Raw genomic sequence first — 21,994 nt, 5'->3', positions numbered from 1 at the left:
AGGACTTACACCATGATGAAAGGTGGCATGGCCGGCCTGATGAAGCAGGCCCAGCAGATGCAGGAAAAAATGCAGAAGATGCAGGAAGAGCTGGCGAACGCCGAGGTAACCGGTCAATCCGGTGCTGGGCTGGTCAGCGTGGTCATGACTGGGCGTCACGACGTCAAGCGTGTCAGCCTGGATGACAGCCTGATGCAGGAAGACAAGGAAATCCTCGAAGACCTGATCGCCGCTGCGGTAAACGATGCCGTGCGCAAGGTTGAGCAGAACAGCCAGGACAAGATGTCCGGTATGACTGCCGGCATGCAGTTGCCGCCTGGCTTCAAAATGCCGTTCTAAAAAGCATCGGGTCAGCGCACATGGCTGCGCTGCAAACAGGTGTGGGTATCCTCAGCTCACACCTGCCTGAGCCTTGATCTGTCATGGCTCAATAGCCCTGTAGGGCTTTGCTGGTAAGCGTTAGTAGTCATCGAGTATTTCCCATGAGCTTCAGTCCGCTGATCCGCCACCTGATCGATTCACTGCGCATTCTTCCCGGCGTTGGGCAGAAGACTGCTCAGCGTATGGCCTTGCAGATGCTTGAGCGTGATCGCTCCGGGGCCTTGCGCCTGGCCCAGGCGCTTACGCAAGCGATGGAAGGGGTTGGGCATTGCAAGCAATGCCGGAGCCTGAGTGAGGACGAGGTGTGTCAGCTGTGTCTGGACCCGCGGCGCGATGACAGCCTGCTGTGCGTGGTTGAGGGGCCGATGGATGTTTATGCGGTTGAGCACACCGGGTTTCGCGGGCGCTACTTTGTGCTCAAGGGTCACCTGTCGCCGCTCGACGGTCTTGGTCCGGAGGCGATTGGTATCCCCGAGCTGCTAGCGCGGATTGCTGCGGGTAGTTTCACCGAAGTGATTCTGGCAACCAATCCGACGGTGGAAGGTGAGGCCACGGCGCATTACATCGCCCAGCTGTTGGCAGGCAAAGGCCTGATTGCCTCGCGCATTGCCCATGGCATGCCGCTGGGCGGCGAGCTCGAGTTAGTGGACGGTGGCACCCTGGCGCATTCGATTGCTGGGCGTAGGCCTATCCAGCTGTAGGTTCCTGGTGGCAGGCGGCTTGATTGCCCTTGCGCATGGCGTAATCCTCTTCTTGTAAACCAAGCAAGCGCTTGGTAATTTCCCTGAAACCTCAGTGGGAATACCTCATGTCTGTCTTCCAGGAATATTTCGATGAATCCCACCAGTTGGTGCGTGATTCTGTCAGGCGCTTTGTCGAGCGCGAAATTCTGCCGCACATCAATGATTGGGAAGAAGCCGAGGAGTTTCCTCGCGAGCTCTACCTCAAGGCGGGGGCTGCGGGGATTCTCGGTATTGGCTACCCGGAAGCGTTTGGTGGCAGCCATGAGGGTGATGTCTTTGCCAAGGTCGCGGCCAGCGAGGAGTTGATGCGCTCAGGCTCTGGCGGCTTGGTGGCGGGGCTCGGGTCCCTGGATATTGGTTTGCCGCCTGTGGTGAAGTGGGCCAAGCCGGAGCTGCGCGAGCGCATCGTGCCGCAGGTCCTGGCCGGTGAAAAAATCATGGCGCTTGCGGTGACTGAGCCATCCGGTGGCTCGGATGTGGCTAATCTGAAAACCCGTGCGGTACGGGATGGCGATTTCTACCGCGTTAGCGGCAGTAAAACCTTTATCACCAGCGGCGTGCGCGCGGATTACTACACGGTTGCCGTGCGCACCGGAGGTGATGGTTTTGGTGGTGTCAGCCTGTTGCTGGTGGAGAAGGGCACGCCTGGCTTCACCGTAGGGTGCAAGCTGAAGAAGATGGGCTGGTGGGCATCGGATACGGCGGAGTTGTTCTTCGATGATTGCAGGGTGCCGGTAGGCAATCTGATCGGCGCCGAGAACATGGGCTTTGCCTGCATCATGGCCAATTTCCAGAGCGAGCGGCTATCGCTGGCGATCATGGCCAATATGACGGCGCAGCTGGCACTTGAAGAGTCGATGAAGTGGGCCAAGGAGCGCGAGGCGTTCGGTAAACCTATTGGCAAGTTCCAGGTGCTCAAGCATCGTCTTGCGGAGATGGCGACCCAGCTTGAAGTGTCGCGCGACTTTACCTATCGGCAAGCGGCGAAGATGGCGGCAGGTAAAAGCGTGATCAAGGAGATATCCATGGCCAAGAATTTTGCCACTGATATTGCCGATCGACTGACCTACGATGCGGTGCAGATCATGGGGGGTATGGGGTATATGCGCGAAAGCCTGGTGGAGCGGCTTTACCGTGATAACCGCATTCTGTCGATTGGCGGTGGCTCGCGTGAAATCATGAACGAGATCATCAGCAAGCAGATGGGCTTATAGATAAGGCAGGTTTTACAACCGTCAGATAAAACAAACCCCGCGAGCGCGGGGTTTGTTTTAAAGCAGGACAGGGGCTTAGGCCACCTGTACCTCTTCAGCTTGCATGCCTTTCTGACCGCGGGCGGCCACGTAGGTAACAGTCTGGCCTTCTTTCAGGCTTTTGAAACCGTCGCTTTGGATGGCTTTAAAGTGAACGAAGAGGTCATCGCCGCCATTAGTTGGGGTAATGAAGCCGAAGCCTTTCTCATCGTTGAACCATTTGACGGTGCCAGTTTCGCGATTTGCCATGGTGTGTCTCTTAATTCGATACGAAGTGCGGTGCCAGAGTGCTCATAGCACCTATGCGGTTTTGCTGATAACTACAAGTCAGCTCAGCCATAATAGGCCGTTTTCACAGGAAGTGTTGGGTTTAACGTTAATTATTCATATTTTTCTCAGCTCATAAGCTGAAAAGTCCCCATTAGCCTGGGCTGCAGGGCGTTTTTGCGTCTGCCTGATGTTGTTGCCGATAATGAATTCTGGCCAGTTCTGCCTGCTTAAGCGCTAACTTGGCCCCAGTAAAACGCCTCGGTGCTCTTGAAAAGCGTCGGGGCGTTTTTTTCGAGCTGCTGTCAGAGATTTTTTAGCCCTGCTATGCCGAGCTGCGTAAGCGGGCCAGATCGCGCAGCGGTGGCGCGCCGAACAAGCGGCTGTATTCGCGGCTGAACTGCGAGGGGCTTTCATAGCCGACGCGATAACTGGCTGAAGCAGCCTCTAGTCCTTCGCAGAGCATCAGGCGCCGCGCTTCCTGCAGGCGTAGCTGTTTCTGATACTGCAGGGGGCTGAGAGCCGTGACGGCCTTGAAACGGTGATGCAGGGTTGAGGTGCTGAGGTTGACTTCGCGGGCCAGGTCCTCGATGCGCAGGGGTTGGTCGAAATACAAATTCAGCCATTCGATTGCGCGGTTGATGCGTTGGCCCTGGCTGTCGGCAATGGCAATTTCGTGCAGGCGATGACCTTGTGGGCTGTGCAGCAGTCGGTAGAAAATTTCGCGCAAGGCCAGCGGCGCAAGCATGGCGATATCGCGCGGGGTTTCCAGCAGCCGCAGTAGGCGCAATACCGCGTCGAGCAATTGAGTATCCAAACGATCCAGATACAGCGCCCGACGTGGGCCAGGTTTAGGCACGCCAATGGGGCCGATGTCGGCGATCAGGCTGGTGATCAGCGCCGGATCAATATCCAAACGCAGGCTTAGATAAGGTTGCTCGGGGGTTGCGCCGATCACCTGGCCGGTAACTGGCAGGGTGACGGAGGCCACCAGGTAGTTCAGCGGGTCGTAGGTGTACTGCTCATCGCCGAGGCGCACATCCTTGCGGCCCTGGGCAATGATGCACAGGCATGGCCGGTAAAGCGTCGGTATGGGCAGGCTGGGCTGGGTTGCGCAGGCTAGGTCGAGGCCGGCAATGGCGCTGCTATGCAGGCCGTCAGCCGGGCACTGCCGTTGGATCAGCGCGGCCAGTTCGGCTTGGCGCAGCGCCAGGTTGTCGTCGAGGACTGAGTGGCTGAGGGAAGATGTCATGGGCGTGGCTCCTGCTGCTGGCTTGCAGGTTATCCCGGTTTTTCAGGCAAGTCAGCGTTGCCCAGAATGCGTTGCAGGATCAGGCAATAATTCACCAGCAATAGGCAATAAACCCTGTTTTAAAGGCGAGCAGTGCAGCTCTGAACTGATCGTATGTTTCGCAGGGTGATTTTTATAAATTTTGAGTGTTGCAGGTTTAGGCAATAATTCGCCAGAAATCGTCTAGCCCTGAGCACGCCATCTGACGGAATCTGTTGCTGTCGCGGCAATCCTTGCCGCTTACCAGCAGAGGATTCGGCCATGTTGAATATCCAAGACAAAGTCATTCTGATCACCGGCGCCAGCAGCGGTATCGGCGAGGCCTGTGCGCGCTTGCTGGCCGAGAAGGGCGCGCGACTGTTGCTCGGCGCGCGGCGTACCGAGCGTCTGGAGCAGTTGGTGGGCGAGATCCGCGAGGCGGGCGGTAATGCTGATTATCGTCGCCTGGACGTAACCAGCCAGGCCGACACCCAGGCATTTGTCGATGCCGCCCTGGCGCAGTACGGCCGCGTCGATGTGCTGATCAACAACGCCGGGGTGATGCCGCTGTCGCGCCTGGATGTGCTGAAGGTCGACGAGTGGAACCGCATGATCGACGTGAATATCCGTGGCGTGCTGCACGGCATCGCCGCTGCGTTACCGGTAATGCAGCGTCAGCGCAGCGGCCAGTTCGTCAATATCGCCTCCATCGGTGCCTACAGCGTGGTGCCGACCGGTGCGGTGTATTGCGCAACCAAGTACGCGGTGCGTGCCATTTCCGAAGGTTTGCGCCAGGAGGTGGGCGGCGATATTCGCGTGACCCTGGTATCGCCGGGCGTGGTCGAATCGGAGCTGGCCGAGAGCATTTCCGATGAGTCGAGCCGTGAGGCGATGAAGGCGTTCCGCAAGGTCGCCATCACCCCGGACGCGATTGCTCGCGCCATCGCCTATGCGGTCGAGCAGCCAGCGGATGTTGATGTCAGCGAGCTGATCGTGCGGCCGACGGCCAGCCCTTATTGAGCCTATATCTCTGGAGAGCGAGCCGATGCTAAGTCATAGCGCAGTGCTGCATGCCAGGGCGGGACGCACCGAGCAGTTGGGGTTGTGTCTGCATGGCTTGGGTGAATCCCTGCAGACCCTTCACGGTTGTCTGGGTGTTGAGGTGCAGCAGCTGCCGGATGATGCGGCGCAGTGGCTGCTGCAGAGTCGCTGGCAATCGACGGGGGCGTTGCAGGCATTTTTCGCCGCGCCGCTGTTGCAGCAGGTGCTCGACCAGGCTTTGCAGCAAGGCCTGCTGCGTAGCCTGCAATGCCAGCCGCTTGAACAGCAGAACGCCCCGGCACGCTAAGCGTGTCGGGGCGTTTTGTTGTAACGCGGGTTACTTGAGGTTGGCTTTCAGCGCGGCGGCGGCTTGCTGCATGGCGCTTTGCGTGCCGGGTATCTGGCTGATCACGTTGAGCAAACCAAAGTCATGGATCATGCCGTTGTAGCGCACTGAGGTGACGTTGACCCCCGCCGCATCCAGCTTGCGCGCATAGGCTTCACCTTCATCACGAAGTACGTCGAACTCGGCGGTCTGCACCAAGGCTGACGGCAAGCCTTTCAATTGCTCCACCGATGCCTGCAGCGGCGAAGCGTAGATTTCGGCGCGCTGTTTTGGATCGGTGGTGTAGTTATCCCAGAACCACTGCATCAGGCTCTTGCTGAGGAAGTGACCGTCGGCGAACTGGTTATAGGAGGCGTTGTTGAAGTTGGCGTCGGTGACCGGCCACATCAGCAGCTGGAATTTGATCGCTGGGGTGCCTTTGTCTTTGGCCATCAGGCTGACGACTGCAGCCATATTGCCGCCCACACTGTTGCCGGCCACTGCCAGACGCTTGCCGTCGACACCAATCTGCGCGCCGTTCTGCGCCACCCATTGGGTTGCGGCGTAGGCCTGGTTGATCGCGGTCGGGTACTTGGCTTCCGGTGATGGGGTGTAATCGACATACACCGCCGCCGCGCCAGAGCCCACCACCAGGTCATGGATCAGGCGTTCGTGGGTCGGGTAGTCGCCCAGCACCCAGCCGCCGCCGTGGAAGAACATAAACACCGGCAGCTCGCCTTTGGCATCGGCTGGGCGCACAACTTTGAGCTGGATCGACTGGCCATCAACCTCAATGGTCTTGTCGACCACCTTGATGTCCGATACATCGACCTTGACCCCGGCCTGCGCGCCGACCAATACGGCGCGGGCATCTTTCGGGCTCAGCTGTTCGAGGGGCTTGCCACCGCCAGCGGCGAGGGCATTGAGGAAACCTTGAGTAGTACGCTCCACCCCGGGGCTACCAGCGGCAAACGCGCTGTTGACGGCAAGGGCGAGTATGGCGATCGACAAACCTTGTTTGATGTTCATGTGCGGCCTCCTGGGGCGGGCCGCTGACTGGCAGCGGCCGGGTAGTGGGTAGTTTGGGCTTAGTCGAGCAGCGTCAGGGTGACGTCGATATTGCCGCGGGTAGCATTGGAGTAAGGGCAGACGATGTGCGCACGCTCGATCAGGGTCTGCGCTTGCTCACGGTCCATGCCCGGCAGGCTGATGCGCAGTTCGACTTCGATGCCGAAACCGTTGGGAATCGCGCCGATTCCTACGACACCTTCAATCGAGGCGTCTGCGGGCATTGCCAGCTTGTCGCGGCCCGCGACGAACTTCATCGCGCCGATAAAACAGGCCGAGTAGCCCGCAGCGAACAGCTGCTCAGGGTTAGTGCCCGCACCGCCGGCACCGCCAAGTTCTTTCGGGGTGGTCAGGGCGACGTCGAGTACGCCGTCGGAGGATATGGCACGGCCGTCACGGCCGCCGGTGGCTTCTGCATAGGCACGGTAAGCAATGGTTTGAATCGACATGGTGGTAATCCTTTAAAGTCAGTTTGGGTTGGTACGCGTTACAGGTGTTGCGGTATCTGTGGTTGATCAGCCGTCGTGGTTGATCAGCCATTCTGGGTACAGGCCTTTGCCATCCTGTTGCTGCTTCTGGCTGTGGTCCGCCAGTACGGCAGCGGAGAGCGTGATGGCGATGGTGAATGTGATCAGGGTTTGCATAACGGTTCTCCTCAAGCTGCTGGGTTGTTTGGTTGGTCAGTAATTCGTTTATTAGCACTAAAGTTTTGCGCGCTAAGTAGTTCGATGGGCTTAACTTTAGTGATCATTAATTTAGCGCGCAAGATATATATTTGAACATTTTGCGATAAGCACTGCTGTGTCTAGGAATAAGCGAGGAATGGCGGGCGGTTGCGCGATTTTTCGAGAGCTGCGGCAGGACGAAATTGTTGAGTTGAGCGGGGGAGTGACGGGTAAGAGTGGTGCGATGTGGACGACGAGGCGGGCGACAAGCCTGTCGCCCAGGTACTTACACGGCTTGTTGCAGGCTGCTACGCAAGGCGACTAGCTCAGCCTTGAGGGCGCCAAGTTCAGCGGCGGATTGCTGGGTGGCGGTGAGGATGCAGCTGGGGATGCTTTTGGCCTGTTCGCGCAGGGCGCGGCCTTTATCGGTGAGGAACAACTCAACCACACGCTCGTCGACACTGCTGCGAGTGCGCTTGAGCAGACCTTCGGCTTCCAGGCGTTTGAGCAGCGGGGTGACGGAGCCAGGGTCGGTCAGCAGGCGGCTGCTGATATCGCCCACGGTGATGCCATCGCCTTCCCAGAGCACCATCATCGCCAGGTATTGCGGGTAAGTCAGGCCCAGTTCCTGCAGCAGTGGCTTGTAGACCTTGGTCAGCAGTAACGAGGTCGAATACAGGGCGAAGCACAGCTGGTTGTCGAGCAGCAGTTCGGCGCAAGGGTCTTGCGTAGTCATGGCGTTCTCCAGCGGCACAGGACAGATGCTGACAATTTATCGCGCTAACTACAGTTATGCCAATTGAATGCACGCGGTGTGCATCTCGCGCATGCAAACGCCAGGGTGGCTGCCAGGCATGCCAGGCATAAAAAAGCCCCAGACACCTGCGGCGCTGGGGCTTGTGGGCTGGCCGGTTACTCCACAACAGCCTGTACTTTCTTGCTTGAGCCTTTCGGCGCAAAGCGGGCAGCCAGACGCATGGAAGCGGTTACCAGGCGTTGGTAGAACGCTGGCCAAAGGCGTTGCATGCCATCCAGGGCGTAGGCGTCCGGGCCTATCAGGATGCGCCGCTTGTTCGCCAGTGCGCCGTTGATAATCACCTGGGCGGCTTTTTCCGGCGTGGTGCGTAGCAACTGGTCGTTGAACTGCTGACGTGCCTTGTCGGCATCCTGGCCGGTAACGCTGCTCAGGCTGGCGTTCATCCGCGCGGTTTTGGCGATGTTGGTCTTGATCCCGCCGGGGTGCACGCAGCTGGCCGATACGCCGCAATCGGCCATGTCCAGCTCCTGGCGCAGCGACTCGGTAAAGCCGCGCACAGCGAACTTGCTGGCGTTGTAGGCGCTCATACCCGGTTGAGCGAACAGGCCGAACACGCTGGACACGTTGACGATATGGCCGCTGCCCGATGCCTTGATATGCGGCAGGAAGGCCTTGGTGCCGTTGACCACGCCCCAGAAGTTGATGTTCATGATCCACTCGTAGTCGGCGTAGTCGTTGCCTTCCACGGTGCCGCCCTGGGCTACCCCGGCGTTGTTGAAGATCGCGTTGACCCGGCCGAACTCGCTCACTACTTGATCGGCCCAGGCATGCACGGCCTCGCGGTCGGCGACGTTGACCAGGGTTTCGCTGACCTGCACACCGAGCTTGCGCGCCTGGGCGGCGGTTTCCGCCAGGCCCTCGGCATTTACATCGGAGAGCGCCAGTTGGCAACCCTGGCGGGCCAGACCGAAGGCCAGGGCACGGCCGATGCCGGAACCGGCGCCGGTGATGGCGGCTACCTTGTTTTCAAACGACTTCATGCGCTGGCCTCCTGGGCAGTCAAGTGGATAGCGCTGTTCTGCGCCGGGTGTGCCGCGTGTTTACGGCTGAAATGATAGGCCGCTGGGTCAAAGTTGCGCGTCAGCAAGCGGAAACGCCAGGTAAAGCCCGGCCATACCGTGCAGTTGCGGCCGCTGACCGGGTGCAGGTACCAGCTGGTGCAGCCGCCGGCATTCCATACTGTATTACCCAGGCTGCCTTGTAGCTTGCCGTTGAATTTATCCTGCGCCGCCTGTTTGACTTCCAGGCTCTGCAACTCTTGCTCACCCACCAGCTTGAGCGCACCGAGCACGTAATGGATCTGCGACTCGATCATATAGACCATCGAGTTGTGGCCCAGGCCGGTGTTCGGCCCCATTAGGAAGAACAGGTTGGGGAAGCCGGCCGTCAGAGTGCCTTTGTAAGCCTGTGGGCCTTCTGGCCAGGTGTCGAGCAGGTCGACGCCACCACGACCAAAAACCACGCCGCGCGGTAGCGGGTCGCTCGGGGTGAAGCCGGTGCCGAAGATGATCGCGTCGATCTCGCGCTCTTTACCGTCCACGGTGCGGATGCTGCCGCTGCGAATTTCCTCGATGCCATCGGTAATCAGATCAACGTTGGGCTGGGTCAGCGCCGGGAAGTAGTCGTTGGAGATCAGTACGCGCTTGCAGCCCATCAGGTAATCCGGGGTGACCTTGGCGCGCAGGATCGGGTCCTTGATCTGCTTGTTGATGTACCACTTGCCGACTTTCTGCGCGACGGTCATCACCTTTGGCAGCATGGCAAAGCCGATCACCCGGCTTTCCAGCAGGGCATAGATAGCGCCGCGCCAGAGTTTCTGCAGCAGCGGGAAGCGTTTGAAACGGTTGCGTTCGCGCTCGCTGATGGCGCGGTCCGGCTTGGGCATGATCCAGGGTGCGGTGCGCTGGTAAAGATCGAGCTGGCTGACCTGCTTCTGGATCTGCGGCACGAACTGAATCGATGAGGCGCCGGTGCCGATTACCGCAATGCGTTTGCCGGTGAGGTCATAGCTGTGATCCCACTGCTGCGAGTGGAAGATCTTGCCGGTGAAGTCGCCCAGGCCCTTGAGCGCCGGAATCGATGGGGTGGACAACGCACCCATGCCGGAGACCACAAACTGCGCGGTATAGCTGTTGCCGGCGCTGTCGCTGATCTGCCACAGCTCTTGCTGTTCATCCCAGGCCAGGCGGGTGATTTCCGTGTTCAGCTGGGTGTGGTTCTGCAGGCGGTACTTGCTCCAGCAGCCTTCCAGGTAACCCTGGATTTCTGGCTGCTTGGCAAACATACGCGTCCAGTTGGGGTTCTGCTCGAACGAAAAGGAGTACAGGTGCGATTGCACGTCACAACCGCAGCCCGGGTAGTTGTTGACCCGCCAGGTACCGCCGACGCCGGCTTCTTTTTCGAACAGCAGGAAGTCATGTTCACCGGCCTGCTTCAGGCGGATGGCCATGCCCAGGCCAGAGAAGCCCGTGCCGATAATGGCCACCTTGCAGTGGCGGGTGGCAGTAGGGGGTGAGACGGGTGCATTCATTGCCAAGCTCCTGTTATGTTTATTGCTGGCGTATACAGCTGTATACCAAGGTAGACAAATGTATACTCGCCAGCAAGCAGCAATCTCACAAGCCAACTTTTAGGTAGGGTTCGTCATGCAGGCAGACGCCAGCGAGCAGCAGCCAGCCGCAGAAAAAGCCACTGAGGCCCCCGGCAAGACCCTGTTACTGGAGGCCGCGTTACGTCTCACCTCAACCAGTCGCAGCCTCAGCAACCTGGGCTTGCGCGAGTTGGCGCGTGAGGCGGGGCTGAATCCCAATACCTTCTATAGGCACTTCAAGGATGTTGATGACCTGGGCCTGACGGTGATCCGACAAATCTCCACCCAGCTGCGCCAACCGCTGCGCGCCCTGCGTCGCGAAGCGGCCGAGCGAGCGGTGCAATCGACCCAGGCCAGCGCGCCAATCCTGTTTGGCATTGACCTGCAGCGCGGCCGGCGTGTGTGCCATGAAACCGTGCAGTTGTTCTTCGATTTCGTTGCGCAGAACCCTGAGGCGTTCATCATCGGTGTACGCGAACTGCATGGTGCCTCGGCCGTGCTGCGCGCGGCCCTGCAGGAAGTGATGGATGAATTCGGTGCGGACATGGCCGAGGACATCATCGCCTTCAAGCTGCTGCCGGACATGGTCAACCCGGCAGTGGTAAGGCAGGTGTCGAACCTGATCAGCCGCAACCTGTTCCAGCTGTCGCTGGACTACATCGGCCAACCCGAGCGGCAAGCGGCGATCTGCGCGTTGGCTGAAGAGCAGATCGTTATGCTGTTTACCGGCGCTAGCGTGTTGCAAAGTCTGGGGCAGTTGAAGTTGCCGGTTGAGTAAATACGGCCGCAACTGAGGCGAGTCAATGCGGCGCCATCTATGGGCGTTATGCTAGGCCGGCATAGTGCTACCGCGCTGTTTCGTCGTTTGCCCCATTAAGGACCCCCTATGATTGAAGCCACCTGGATTGCCTTTGCCTTTGTCATGGGGCTGGTGGCGCGAGGTATTGGTCTGCCGCCGCTAGTGGGCTACCTGGGTGCTGGCTTTGCTCTAGCCGGTTTTGGCGAGCATATCGGGGTTGGCCCGCGTGACAGCGCAGCGTTGGATCACATCGCCCACCTGGGTGTGCTGCTGTTGTTGTTTACCGTGGGCCTCAAGCTGAAGATCGGCAACCTGGTGCGGCGTGAGGTGATCGGCGGCGGCCTGCTGCATTTCGCTATTTCCAGTCTGATCTTCCTCCCGGCGATTCTGTTGCTGCTGGAACTACCCTGGGATCAGGGATTGCTGCTGGCCATTGCCTTGTCGTTTTCCAGCACGGTGCTGGCGGCCAAGGTGCTGGAGGGCAAGCGCGAGCTGCGCGCGTTTCACGGGCGGGTGGCGATTGGCGTGTTGATCATCCAGGACCTGATTGCCCTGGTGGTGATGAGCCTGGCCAGCGGCAAAGTGCCGTCGGCCTGGGCATTGCTGCTGTTCGGTTTGCCACTGCTGCGGCCGTTGCTGTTTAAGCTGCTCGATGTCAGCGGTCACGAGGAGCTGATGGTGCTGCTCGGCCTGTTGCTGGCGCTGGTGCTGGGCGGTTACGGCTTCGAGCAACTGGGGCTGAGTTCCGAGTTAGGCGCATTGGCCTTTGGTGCCATGCTGGCCAAACACAAGCGCGCTACCGAGCTGGCCAACTCGTTGTGGGGCATTAAGGAAATCTTTCTGGTCGGCTTCTTTCTGCAGATCGGCATTGGCGGCCTGCCGGATGCCGCTGCCTTGAAGTTTGCCCTGGTCATGGCCGTGCTGTTGCCGCTCAAAGGTGTGCTGTTCTTCTTCCTCTTTCTGCTGTTCCGCCTGCGCGCGCGCAGTGCCTTTCTCAGCAGCGTCAGCCTGACCAACTACAGCGAGTTCGGCCTGATCATGGCCAGCGTGGTACTGCCGGAGTGGATGATTCCCCTGGCGATTACCGTTGCGCTGTCTTTTGTGATTTCTGCGCCGCTCAATCGGGTTGTTCATCCGCTATACGAGCGCCTGGCTAAACGTCTGACTGCCCTGGAGCGCAATATCCGTCACCCGGATGAACAGCCGGTTTCTCTCGGCCTTTCCCAGGTGCTGGTAATGGGCATGGGGCGTACCGGACGTGCAGCCTATGACTACTTGCGGGAGAAGGGCTATCAGGTGGTGGGCCTGGATTCCGACCCAGTGGTGATCGAGCAGAGCAACAAGGTGGGGCGTAGCGTGCTGTTTGCCGACGGTGAGGACCCGATGTTCTGGCAGCACCTGCAGATGCCCAATATCGACGCTGTGATCCTTGCGCTGAATGATGAAGAGGCCAAGGTGATTGCCACGCAGAAGCTGCGCGAGCGCGGCTTTAACGGGTTGGTGGTGTCACACGCGCTGTATGAGGATATTGCCATGCGCATTCAGCAGGCCGGTGCCGACCGTACTTACTTGACCATGAGCGAAGCGGGTGCGGGCCTGGCTGAGCATGTATTGCGTACGCTGAAAAGCCGCGCCGAGGCTGACGCGAATTAGCGGTCAGCCTCGGCACGCTGGGCTTAGCTGAAGCCCAGACGCTGACGCCAGCGTTTTTCCAGCGCTTTGCTGTCGTGGTCCAGCGGATGGAAGCCCGGGCGGTAGTAGTCCAGGTACGGCAGGATCAGTTTGGTCAAAAAGCCGTTGCGTGGGCCGAACAGGGTTTTCAGGCCTTTGCCCCAGCTGCGCCAGTTGAATAGTTGGCCGTCCTTGCGCAGCAGGTGCAGCTGGAACCAACCGATCACGCCGAAGAAGATCACGGTGGAAATCGCCATCATGCCAACGCGCGTGAAGTAGCCGCCGTAGACCTTCTGGTACACGTCGTAGCAGACCGCCTTGTGTTCGTTCTCTTCAATCGCGTGCCACATCCACAGTTGATAGAGCTTGGGGTCGTTCATCTGGGTAGTCAGGTCTTCGCGTTGCAGCAGTTGCTCGGCCATGGTCGCGGTGAAATGCTCCAAGGCACAGGTGGCGGCCAGCCGCTGCTTCTTGGTGGTGATCTTGGTCACCCACTCCAGCAGCACCTTGATGCGCAGTTCCAGCAATTCCAGGTCGATATTGTGCTCGGCGGCGTAGTCGTTATAAGCCGCGTGCTCTTTCGAATGCATGGCTTCCTGGCCGATAAACGCGCTGATGTCCTTCTTCAGCTGCGGCTCGGTGACCTTCTCGCGCACGGCACGCACGCTGTCGACAAAGAACTTCTCGCCATAGGGAAACAGTGACGACAGGTTGTTCATGAAGTGACTCATGAATGGGTCGCCGGCAAACCAGAACTTCTGGCTTTCATCGAAGGTGAAGTCCATGCGGCGTACGGGAAAGCTGGCGGTTGGGGTGCTGGTTTTGGCTGTCATAAGGGCGACTCCTCGGCATATTGATCGCGTTCGCGACCGCTCTTGTTTTAGGGCTTGGGACGACAGGCTGGGCTGTCTTGGGCCGTCATTAATCTTTAGCCGAGGGCGTTTTAGGCGCGAGGTCATTCCTGGCCAGGGCGGCTGGAATTGCGCCAACTTATGGATAGTTGTCGGACAGTTCGTCAGGCTCAGGCGCTTTAGGGGCGCGAGCTAGCAGGGAGAGGGGCGTGGGGGGATACGATCTATGCCAGTGCTGCATCGCACCAGGCCGGCGCGATGCAGTACTGATACTTGAGTTGGCTTCAGCGTTGCTGGCGCAGCTCGGCAACTTCAGTGCGCAAGGCGCGCAGTTCATCGAGCAGCAGTTGCTCGGTGGGCGAGGGCGGAGCGAGTTTGGCTTCCTGCTCATGGGTGGTCTGCATGGCATTGACCACCACGGCGATAAACAGGTTGAGCATCATAAAGGTGGCAATCAGGATAAACGGCAGGAAATACATCCACGCCAGCGGGAACTGCTCCATCACCGGGCGCACGATACCCATCGACCAGCTTTCCAGGGTCATCACCTGGAACAAGGTATAGAGGCTGGCACCGAGGCTGCCGAACCATTCGGGGAAGGCCGCGCCGAACAGTTGCGTGGCCATTACCGCTGCCACGTAAAACACCAGGCCGAGCAGCATGGCTATGCTGCTCATGCCCGGCAGCGAGGACAGCAGGGCTTCGACCACCCGGCGCATGTTCGGGTTGATCGAAATCAGCCGCAGCACCCGCAACACGCGCAGCGCACGCAGCACGGCGAATGGACCGCTGGACGGCACCAGGGCTACGCCCACCACCAGGCAGTCAAATACCGCCCACGGATCGCGCAGCAAGCCCAGGCCGCGGGCGATAAAGCGCAGTGCCAGCTCCAGGATAAACACCGCGAGAATTAGCTGATCCAGCGTCAGCAGCAATTCGCCCCACTCGGCCATCAGGCCTGGGTAGGTCTGGATGCCGAGAATTGCGGCGTTGAGAATGATCAGGGCGGTGACCACGCGGGTGATGGCTGTGCTTTCCATCAGCGCGCCGAGGCGCAGACGCCAATGAGTGGATGGCGGGTTCATGGGTGTTTCGTTCATGGTCTGTGGGGTTCTTGTGTAAGCGGTGAGCGAATCAGTTCGCGAGGGGCAGCCTGGCCCGGACATGCAGCGCTGCCGTCAGGGCCGTGGAGCAGAGTTATTGATCGGTGAGGGCGAAGCTGGTCAGGGCAAAGGTGGGGATACCGCTGTCCTGTAGCTTCTGCGAACCGCCCAGTTCGGGCAGGTCGATGATTGCGGCGGCTTCGATGATGCTCGCACCCATGCGCCGTACCAGTTGTGCGGCGGCCAGCAGGGTGCCGCCAGTGGCGATCAGGTCATCGAAAATCAGCACCTTGTCGCCTTCGCAGAGGCTGTCGGCATGGACTTCCAGTTTGGCTTCGCCGTACTCGGTCTGGTAGCTCTCGCTTAGTACGTCGGCGGGCAGCTTGCCTTGCTTGCGGAACAGGATCAGTGGTTTGTTCAGCTCATAGGCGATGATCGAACCGATCAGAAAGCCACGTGCATCCATGGCGCCGATATGGCTGAAATCCGCTTCGACGTAGCGCTGGATAAAGCTGTCGGCCACCATGCGCAGGGCACGTGGCGACTGAAACAGCGGGGTGATATCGCGAAAGATCACACCTGGCTTGGGGAAGTCCACCACCGGGCGGATCAGGGTTTTGATAGTGAATTCGTCGAAGATCATCGGCTAGGTCCTCAGGGCGGGTCGATCAGCCCTCGAGGTTACCTCCGGCCAGGGCGCACAACTCGATGGGATCGAGGATATGCACTTCCTTGCCTTCGGCTTCGAGCAGCTTGTTCTGTTGGAAGCGGGTAAATACCCGCGATACGGTCTCCACCGCAAGGCCCAAATAGTTACCAATTTCGTTGCGCGACATGGCCAGGCGGAACTGATTGGCCGAGAAGCCGCGGGCGCGGAAGCGGGCCGAGAGGTTGACCAGGAACGTGGCGATGCGTTCATCGGCGGTTTTCTTCGAGAGCAGCAGCATCATCTGCTGATCGTCGCGGATCTCCCGGCTCATGATGCGCATCAGCTGGCGGCGCAGTTGCGGCAGCTGCACCGACAGCTCATCGAGGCGCTCGAAGGGGATTTCGCACACTGAGGTGGTTTCCAGAGCCATTGCTGACACCGGGTACGCGTCACTGTCCATGCCAGACAGACCGACTAGCTCGCTGGGCAGGTGGAAGCCGGTGATCTGTTCGTCGCCGCTGTCGCTCAGACTGAAGGTTTTCAGTGCACCGGAACGTACCGCGAACACCGAGTTGAAGGCATCGCCCTGGCGGAACAGGAATTCGCCCTTTTTCAGCGGGCGGCCGCGTTTGACGATTTCGTCGAGCGCGTCCATGTCTTCCAGGTTCAGGGACAGCGGCAGGCACAGACTCGCCAGGCTGCAATCCTTGCAATGGGCTTGGTGTGGGGTATGCAACTTGATGCTTTCGGACATCGCTGGTGATCCTGAGGGTAAACACACAATAGCCGTAAGGTTACAGCAGGGTGCAGGCTAGGGCCACTAGGGCGCAGTCTGATCGAATGTTCAAGTTTTATCCGGTGCGGCCGATAAACGAGGTTGCTTTCAATATCTGCAAGGAGCATTCGTATGCGTCTGGAATCGACTCAATTGAGCACCCGCATGAACCTTGCGCTGGAGCGTAAGAGCGCTGCGGCTGAGGGCGTTGCAGAGAGCAGCGAGGCGGATAAGCAGGCGTTTCGCGACAGTCTACGGGTAAGCCTGTCAGAGCAGGGAAAGGCGCGCTCTGCTGCGGCACAGAAGAACCGCGACATTGATGAGAGCAGCCTGCCGGACGTGGTCAAGGATCTGCTCAAGAGAAAACGCGAGCTCAAGGCGCAGATCGAGGCGAAGAGAAACGAGCTTAAAGAGGTCATGCAGGACCAGAGCCTCGATCCCGAGGCCAAACGCATAAAGATCGAGACGCTGCAGGGCGAGCTGGCCTCGCTGCAGGGCGCTTTGAGCAGCGCCAATGCGACGCTGATCAAGACCCTGCGCGAGCAGGACCTCAGTGATCAGCAGATGCAGGAAGTGGCCAGCCTGGTCATGAAATAAGCCCCGGCTTTTTCGGTCCGCTGGCTGCTATATAACCCGGGAAAAACGCTGCTGGTTTAGCTCGCTAAGGTAGCGATCAAACAGCATGCACAGCGAGCGTACCAGCAGGCGGCCCGCTGGCCTTACCTCGATGCCTTGGGCATTCAGCTCGATCAACCCATCACTGGCCATCTGCTGCAGCTGCGGCCAGACCTCGGCGAAGTAATTGCGAAAATCGATGGCGTAGGCCTGCTCGATATCGGCAAAGCGCAGCTGAAAATGACAGATCAGCTGTTGAATCACCGCCCGGCGCACGCGGTCGTCGGCATCGCAATGCAGGCCGCGCAGGGTGGCCAGTTCGTTGTGGCCGAGGCTGTCCTGGTATTTGCTCAGGTCGCTGTTGTTCTGGCAGTAAAGCTCGCCAATCTGGCTGATCGATGACACCCCGAGGCCGATCAGGTCGCAATGACCGTGGGTGGTGTAGCCCTGGAAGTTGCGTTGCAGGCTGCCATCTTCCTGGGCGCTGGCCAGTTCGTCGTCGGGCAGGGCGAAGTGATCCATGCCGATATAGCGGTAACCGGCGGCGCTCAGTTGCTCAATGCTGGCCTGCAGCATGGCCAGCTTGTCGCCAGGACTCGGCAGGTCGCTGGTGTTGATCCGCCGCTGCGGCATAAAGCGCTCCGGCAGGTGGGCATAGTTGAACAGCGACAGGCGATCAGGTTGCAGGGCAATCACCTCGGCCACGGTGCGGGCGAAGCGTTCTGGCGTTTGCAGCGGCAGGCCGTAGATCAGGTCGATGTTCACCGAACGGAACTGCAAGGTACGCGCGGCTTCGACGATGGCGCGGGTTTCTTCCAAGGTCTGTAGGCGATTCACCGCCCGCTGCACGGCCGGGTCGAGGTCCTGCACGCCCAGGCTGACGCGGTTGAAACCCAGCTCGCGGAGCAGGCCCATGGTCGACCAGTCGGCTTCGCGCGGGTCGATCTCGATGCTGTAGTCGCCGCTGTCGTCATCCAGCAGGTTGAAGTGCTGGCGCAGGTGGCCCATGAGGTGACGCAGTTCATCGTGGCTGAGAAAAGTCGGCGTGCCGCCGCCGAAGTGCAGCTGCTCGACTTTCTGCTGTGGGTCGAGGTGACGGCTGATGATCTCGATTTCGCGTTCGAGTTTTTCCAGATAGGGCTGGGCGCGGCCGCGATCCTTAGTGATTACCTTGTTGCAGGCGCAGTAGTAGCAAATGTGCGCGCAGAACGGGATGTGCACATACAGCGACAGCGGTCGCAGCGCTTTGCGGCTGTCACGCAGGGCGTGCAGAAGGTCGAACTGGCTAATGCGCTCATGGAACTGCACAGCCGTCGGATAGGATGTATAGCGCGGGCCTGCTTGGTCGTAGCGGCGGATTAGCGAGCTGTCCCACTGGATGGCGTTGAGCATGCGGGTATTCCCGGTTTGGCTATCAATACCGGGCAGTCTATGAGCGGTGCGCCTGAGGTGTTTTGACTTGTATCAAGCGCCCGCTGATCGCTTAGTGGCCCATCAACCAGTGCTGGTGCGGTCCAGGCAGGGTCCACAGACCAAAAAGGATTACCAGAATGCCGCCGGCCATACGCACGCCTTGTTTGCGCAGCAGGGCAGTCAGGCGTTCTGCGGCCATGCCGGTGGCCAGCAGCACCGGCAGGGTGCCGAGACCAAAAGCAAACATCAGAGCAGCGCTGTCGACTGCATTACCTTGGCTGGCGGCCCACAGCAGGGTGCTGTAGACCAGGCCGCAGGGCAGCCAACCCCACAGGCTGCCGAGTATAAACGCGCGCGGCAGGCTGGTGACCGGCATAAAGCGTCGGGTTAGCGGTTGGATATAGCGCCAGAGGCCTCGGCCGAGGGCTTCGATACGGGTCAGGCCACTCCACCAGCCGGCCAGATACAGCCCCATGGCGATCAGCAGCAACGCCGCTATTACCCGCAGGCCCATGACCAAAGGGCTATTGGCTAATGCCCAGCCCGCCAGCCCCAGCAGCAGGCCGGCCAGGCTGTAACTGAAGATGCGTCCCAGGTTGTAGGTCAGCAGTAGTTGAAAGCGCTGTGCGCGCTGCTCGGGTGGGATGGCCAGGGTCAGCGCGCCCATCAGGCCGCCGCACATGCCCAGGCAGTGGCCGCCACCGAGCAGGCCGAGGATCAGCGCTGAAACCAGCAGCGGCAGTAGCTCAAGCACCGGGCTTGTCCTGCTGCGAGTCTTTGTGCTGGTCTTGTTGCTGCTGGCTTACGGCTGCGGTGTGCTTGGGGTCTTCATCGTCGAACAGGATGCTATGGGCCGGGCCGTCGAGGTCGTCGTACTGACCGCTGTCCACCGCCCAGAAGAACAGCCAGATGGCAAAGCCCACCAGGGCAATGGCGACCGGGATCAGGATATAGAGGGCGGGCATGGCTTAGTGGCTCCGGCGCAAGAGTTGCCGCAGATCGAGACTGGCAACTGGGAAGAGTCTGTCAGGGCTGCGGCCGGTCAGCGCGACGAGGGCAAACAGAGCATTAAGGAAAAGCATGATCAGGGTATCCGGCAGACTGTCAGTAAACAGGCTGCTGAGTGTGGTCTGCTGACGGATCAACGCGGTGGCAAAGTGGTAGGCCATAAACAGCTGCAGGCTTAACAACATTACGGCTAATAAGCGCACCCACCAGGCAATATTGCCAGTCACGTTGTTTCGCATAAGACCTCGCCGAGCGTTTTAGTGGGCTGTTTGACAGCTTACTGCCGGGGCAGGCGAGTCAGGCGCAGTGCGTTGACCACCACCACCAGTGAGCTGACTGACATACCCAGCGCGGCCCAGATCGGAGTGATCCAGCCAATGGCGGCGAAGGGCAGTACCAGGCCATTGTACAGGCTGGCCCAGGCGAGGTTCTCGATGATGATGTGGCGGGTTCGTTGCGCCATGTGTAGGGCTTGCACCAGGCTGCTCAGACGGTTGGATAGGAGCACGGCATCAGCGCTGGTTTTGGCCAGGTCGGTGGCGCTGCCCATGGCCACGCTGATGTCGGCGGCGGCTAACACGGGCACATCGTTAACCCCGTCACCCAGCATCAGTACCCGACGGCCCTGGCTGTGCAGCTGCTTCAATACCTCCAGCTTGGCATCTGGCGTGAGGCCACCACGGGCGTCTGTGATACCCAGCTGGCGTGCCACTTCGCCGACCATGGGTGAGCTGTCGCCGGACAGCAGCATGATCTGCCAACCTTTGGCTTTGGCCATGTTGATCAGTTGCGGGGCGTCTTCGCGCAGGCGGTCATTCAACACAAACCAGGCCAGCGGCCCTTGCTCATCACCCAGCAGCAGCCACTGGCCATGTTCACTGGCAATCGCTGGCACGGGCTGAGCACTCAACGCGCAGACGAAGCTGGCTTCGCCAATACGTAGTATTCGGTTGCCAACCCGCCCCTGCAGCCCTAAGCCCGGATGGCTGTCGACCGCTTCGGCGGCTTCTGGTGCCTGGCCGAAGGCGCGGGCGATTGGATGTTCAGAGCGGTTTTCCAGCGCGGCGGCTAATGCCAGGCAGCTGTCGGCATCCAGCTCGCGTAGAGGATGAATGGCACCAAGGGTCAGGCGACCTTCGGTGAGGGTGCCGGTCTTGTCCAGCACCAGGGTGTCAATCTGATTGAGCCCTTCGAGTACATGGCCGCGGGTCAGCAGCATGCCCAGTTTGTGCAGGGAACCCGTGGCGGCGGTCAGTGCTGTGGGCGTGGCCAGGGCGAGCGCGCAAGGGCAGGTGGCGACCAGCAAGGAAAGCACGATCCAGAACGCGCGTGACGGGTCGAGTTGCCACCAAACCAGACCGACGATGGCGGCTACCACCAGAACGATCAGCAGGAACCACTGCGCAACATTGTCGGCCAATACCGCTAGGCGTGGTTTGTCGCTCTGCGCGCGCTCCAGCAGGCGAACGATAGCCGATAAGCGCGTGGCATCACCAAGCGCCTGCACTTTAATCTGCAGCGGGCCTTCGACGTTAAGGGTGCCCGCCGTGACGCTGTCGCCCGTGTTACGCGGTTGCGGCAGGTATTCACCGGTCAGCAACGATTCATCCACGCTCGACTGGCCCTGAATAATGCGCCCATCAGCGGGCAGCAGGGCGCCGGGGGGGACCAGCACCTGATCGCCGACGTGGAGCTCGCTCAGCAGAATGCGCTGGCTCTGGCCTTCGGCGTCCAAGCGCAGGCAGGAGGCTGGCAGCAGGTTGACCAGCTGCGCGGTGGCTGCTGCTGTGCGCTCACGGGCGCGGCGTTCCAGGTAGCGGCCTGCCAGGAGGAATAGGGCAAACATGCCCACTGCGTCGAAATACAGTTCACCCTGGCCCGTCACCGTTGACCAGATACCGGCGATATATGCACCGCCAATCGCTAGGGATACCGACACATCCATGGTCAGGTGGCGGGTGCGTAAGTCACGCAGCGCCCCCCTGAAGAATTGCCCGCAGCAGTAGAAGACAATTGGCGTGGTGAGAAACAGGCTGACCCAACGCAGGATCTTGTCCAACTCAGGGCTGAGGTCGATGTTGAACTCCGGCCAGGTGGCCATGGTTGCCATCATCACCTGCATCCACAGCATACCGGCCACGCCCAGTTCACGCATGGCGCGGCGGTTCTCGCGCTGCAGCTGTTCAGCGGCGGCATCCGCCTGCCAAGGGTGAGCGGCATAGCCGATCTTGCGCAGCGTCTTGAGCAGGCTGCTGAGCGGCAGTTGACTGTCGGCCCAGCGCACCTGCAATCGGTGGTTGGATAAGTTGAGGCGCGCCTCGCTAACACCCGGCAGGCTGCGCAGGTGTTTCTCGATCAGCCAGCCACAAGCGGCGCAACTGATGCCTTCGATCAGCAGGCAGGTTTCGCTGAGTTCGCCGTCGTGTTCGACAAAGGGTTGTTGCACGTCGCGGCGGTCGTACAGCGCCAATTCATCCGGTAACGCCTGAGGCAGGCTTTGCGGATTGGCGGCGCTTTCGCTGCGGTGTTTGTAATAGTGTTCCAGGCCGCCACTGACGATGGCGTCAGCCACTGCCTGACAGCCCGGACAACACATTTCACGGGTTGCGCCCAGTACCTGAGCCTGGAAACGGCTGCCGGCGGGAACCGGCAGGCCACAGTGATAGCAGGGAGTTGGGGTGCTCATCGGT

Annotated in this window: 25 protein-coding genes; 8 read left to right on the top strand and 17 right to left on the bottom strand. The window is 60.0% G+C overall.

The features are described 5' to 3' along the window. The first annotated feature begins 12 nt into the window (after positions 1 to 12). The 3 genes from CUR33_RS00565 (at position 13) to CUR33_RS00555 (ending at position 2,338) form a co-directional block, all read left to right on the top strand. Positions 13 to 339, top strand: a complete 327-nt coding sequence (locus CUR33_RS00565) for a YbaB/EbfC family nucleoid-associated protein (protein WP_090385942.1) — start codon at positions 13 to 15, stop codon at positions 337 to 339. Between the two features lie 143 nt (positions 340 to 482). Then, positions 483 to 1,082, top strand: coding sequence for a recombination mediator RecR (recR, locus tag CUR33_RS00560; protein ID WP_289238368.1), 600 nt, complete (start codon positions 483 to 485; stop codon positions 1,080 to 1,082). Between the two features lie 107 nt (positions 1,083 to 1,189). Beyond that, positions 1,190 to 2,338, top strand: coding sequence for an acyl-CoA dehydrogenase family protein (locus CUR33_RS00555; protein WP_289238367.1), 1,149 nt, complete (start codon positions 1,190 to 1,192; stop codon positions 2,336 to 2,338). A 75-nt stretch (positions 2,339 to 2,413) separates the two neighbouring features. On the opposite strand, the gene CUR33_RS00550 is transcribed toward CUR33_RS00555, so the two are convergent. Both CUR33_RS00550 and CUR33_RS00545 read right to left on the bottom strand, forming a co-directional pair. Then, the gene (locus tag CUR33_RS00550) at positions 2,414 to 2,626 is read right to left on the bottom strand and encodes a cold-shock protein (protein WP_069516724.1); all 213 of its coding nucleotides are present in this window, start codon (positions 2,624 to 2,626) and stop codon (positions 2,414 to 2,416) included. Between the two features lie 343 nt (positions 2,627 to 2,969). Further along, on the bottom strand, positions 2,970 to 3,896 hold the full coding sequence (locus tag CUR33_RS00545) for an AraC family transcriptional regulator (RefSeq protein WP_289238366.1): 927 nt from the start codon (positions 3,894 to 3,896) through the stop codon (positions 2,970 to 2,972). Positions 3,897 to 4,196: 300 nt separating this feature from the next. On the opposite strand from CUR33_RS00545, the gene CUR33_RS00540 reads away from it, so the two are divergent. Continuing rightward, positions 4,197 to 4,934, top strand: a complete 738-nt coding sequence (locus tag CUR33_RS00540; protein ID WP_289238365.1) for an SDR family oxidoreductase — start codon at positions 4,197 to 4,199, stop codon at positions 4,932 to 4,934. A gap of 25 nt (positions 4,935 to 4,959) precedes the next feature. Further along, the gene (locus CUR33_RS00535) at positions 4,960 to 5,262 is read left to right on the top strand and encodes a putative quinol monooxygenase (RefSeq protein ID WP_289238364.1); all 303 of its coding nucleotides are present in this window, start codon (positions 4,960 to 4,962) and stop codon (positions 5,260 to 5,262) included. Positions 5,263 to 5,292: 30 nt separating this feature from the next. Here CUR33_RS00535 and CUR33_RS00530 read toward each other — a convergent pair whose 3' ends face one another. From CUR33_RS00530 to CUR33_RS00505, 6 genes are all read right to left on the bottom strand, one after another. Then, on the bottom strand, positions 5,293 to 6,309 hold the full coding sequence (locus CUR33_RS00530; protein ID WP_289238363.1) for an alpha/beta hydrolase: 1,017 nt from the start codon (positions 6,307 to 6,309) through the stop codon (positions 5,293 to 5,295). 59 nt (positions 6,310 to 6,368) lie between these two features. Beyond that, on the bottom strand, positions 6,369 to 6,797 hold the full coding sequence (locus tag CUR33_RS00525; RefSeq protein WP_090256124.1) for an organic hydroperoxide resistance protein: 429 nt from the start codon (positions 6,795 to 6,797) through the stop codon (positions 6,369 to 6,371). A gap of 66 nt (positions 6,798 to 6,863) precedes the next feature. Beyond that, positions 6,864 to 6,992 (bottom strand): hypothetical protein, encoded by a 129-nt coding sequence (locus tag CUR33_RS00520; RefSeq protein ID WP_262499001.1) that lies wholly within the window; start codon positions 6,990 to 6,992, stop codon positions 6,864 to 6,866. A gap of 307 nt (positions 6,993 to 7,299) precedes the next feature. Then, positions 7,300 to 7,749, bottom strand: coding sequence for a MarR family winged helix-turn-helix transcriptional regulator (locus tag CUR33_RS00515; protein ID WP_160088576.1), 450 nt, complete (start codon positions 7,747 to 7,749; stop codon positions 7,300 to 7,302). Between the two features lie 176 nt (positions 7,750 to 7,925). Then, positions 7,926 to 8,810 carry an SDR family NAD(P)-dependent oxidoreductase gene (locus CUR33_RS00510; protein WP_289238362.1) on the bottom strand — a complete coding sequence of 295 codons (885 nt, stop codon included), beginning with the start codon at positions 8,808 to 8,810 and terminating at the stop codon, positions 7,926 to 7,928. Next, complete coding sequence (locus tag CUR33_RS00505; protein ID WP_289238361.1) at positions 8,807 to 10,360, bottom strand: flavin-containing monooxygenase; 1,554 nt, start codon at positions 10,358 to 10,360, stop codon at positions 8,807 to 8,809. Before CUR33_RS00505 ends, CUR33_RS00510 begins: the two co-directional genes overlap by 4 nt. A gap of 115 nt (positions 10,361 to 10,475) precedes the next feature. Here CUR33_RS00505 and CUR33_RS00500 point away from each other — a divergent pair, with 115 nt between their 5' ends. Next, on the top strand, positions 10,476 to 11,198 hold the full coding sequence (locus CUR33_RS00500; RefSeq protein WP_289238360.1) for a TetR family transcriptional regulator: 723 nt from the start codon (positions 10,476 to 10,478) through the stop codon (positions 11,196 to 11,198). 108 nt (positions 11,199 to 11,306) lie between these two features. Continuing rightward, the gene (locus CUR33_RS00495; RefSeq protein ID WP_289238359.1) at positions 11,307 to 12,872 is read left to right on the top strand and encodes a cation:proton antiporter family protein; all 1,566 of its coding nucleotides are present in this window, start codon (positions 11,307 to 11,309) and stop codon (positions 12,870 to 12,872) included. Between the two features lie 23 nt (positions 12,873 to 12,895). On the opposite strand, the gene CUR33_RS00490 is transcribed toward CUR33_RS00495, so the two are convergent. The 4 genes from CUR33_RS00490 to fnr all read right to left on the bottom strand — a co-directional run bounded on the left by CUR33_RS00490 (position 12,896) and on the right by fnr (position 16,247). Then, on the bottom strand, positions 12,896 to 13,723 hold the full coding sequence (locus CUR33_RS00490; protein WP_090256130.1) for a metal-dependent hydrolase: 828 nt from the start codon (positions 13,721 to 13,723) through the stop codon (positions 12,896 to 12,898). 302 nt (positions 13,724 to 14,025) lie between these two features. Further along, positions 14,026 to 14,841 (bottom strand): ion transporter, encoded by an 816-nt coding sequence (locus CUR33_RS00485; protein ID WP_289238358.1) that lies wholly within the window; start codon positions 14,839 to 14,841, stop codon positions 14,026 to 14,028. A gap of 97 nt (positions 14,842 to 14,938) precedes the next feature. Continuing rightward, a complete protein-coding gene (locus CUR33_RS00480) occupies positions 14,939 to 15,487 on the bottom strand; it encodes an adenine phosphoribosyltransferase (RefSeq protein WP_289238357.1) in 549 nt (182 codons plus the stop codon). Positions 15,488 to 15,512: 25 nt separating this feature from the next. Beyond that, positions 15,513 to 16,247: a fumarate/nitrate reduction transcriptional regulator Fnr gene (gene fnr / locus CUR33_RS00475; RefSeq protein ID WP_090256133.1), complete on the bottom strand. Its 735-nt coding sequence runs from the start codon at positions 16,245 to 16,247 to the stop codon at positions 15,513 to 15,515. A 153-nt stretch (positions 16,248 to 16,400) separates the two neighbouring features. On the opposite strand from fnr, the gene CUR33_RS00470 reads away from it, so the two are divergent. Next, a complete protein-coding gene (locus CUR33_RS00470) occupies positions 16,401 to 16,865 on the top strand; it encodes a hypothetical protein (RefSeq protein ID WP_289238356.1) in 465 nt (154 codons plus the stop codon). Positions 16,866 to 16,892: 27 nt separating this feature from the next. Here the strand turns inward: CUR33_RS00470 and hemN are convergent, their stop codons facing one another. The 5 genes from hemN to CUR33_RS00445 all read right to left on the bottom strand — a co-directional run bounded on the left by hemN (position 16,893) and on the right by CUR33_RS00445 (position 21,990). Further along, the gene (gene hemN, locus CUR33_RS00465; RefSeq protein ID WP_289238355.1) at positions 16,893 to 18,275 is read right to left on the bottom strand and encodes an oxygen-independent coproporphyrinogen III oxidase; all 1,383 of its coding nucleotides are present in this window, start codon (positions 18,273 to 18,275) and stop codon (positions 16,893 to 16,895) included. A gap of 91 nt (positions 18,276 to 18,366) precedes the next feature. Then, positions 18,367 to 19,050 carry a sulfite exporter TauE/SafE family protein gene (locus CUR33_RS00460; RefSeq protein ID WP_289238354.1) on the bottom strand — a complete coding sequence of 228 codons (684 nt, stop codon included), beginning with the start codon at positions 19,048 to 19,050 and terminating at the stop codon, positions 18,367 to 18,369. Continuing rightward, positions 19,043 to 19,261 carry a cbb3-type cytochrome oxidase assembly protein CcoS gene (gene ccoS, locus CUR33_RS00455; RefSeq protein ID WP_167144399.1) on the bottom strand — a complete coding sequence of 73 codons (219 nt, stop codon included), beginning with the start codon at positions 19,259 to 19,261 and terminating at the stop codon, positions 19,043 to 19,045. Before ccoS ends, CUR33_RS00460 begins: the two co-directional genes overlap by 8 nt. Positions 19,262 to 19,264: 3 nt before the next feature. Then, positions 19,265 to 19,543, bottom strand: coding sequence for a hypothetical protein (locus CUR33_RS00450; RefSeq protein ID WP_289238353.1), 279 nt, complete (start codon positions 19,541 to 19,543; stop codon positions 19,265 to 19,267). Between the two features lie 38 nt (positions 19,544 to 19,581). Next, a complete protein-coding gene (locus CUR33_RS00445) occupies positions 19,582 to 21,990 on the bottom strand; it encodes a heavy metal translocating P-type ATPase (protein WP_289238352.1) in 2,409 nt (802 codons plus the stop codon). Positions 21,991 to 21,994: the final 4 nt, after the last annotated feature.

This window comes from Pseudomonas sp. FEMGT703P, from assembly GCF_002786345.1.
GTDB lineage: Bacteria > Pseudomonadota > Gammaproteobacteria > Pseudomonadales > Pseudomonadaceae > Aquipseudomonas > Aquipseudomonas peli.
This window is presented reverse-complemented; position numbering and strand designations above follow the sequence as displayed.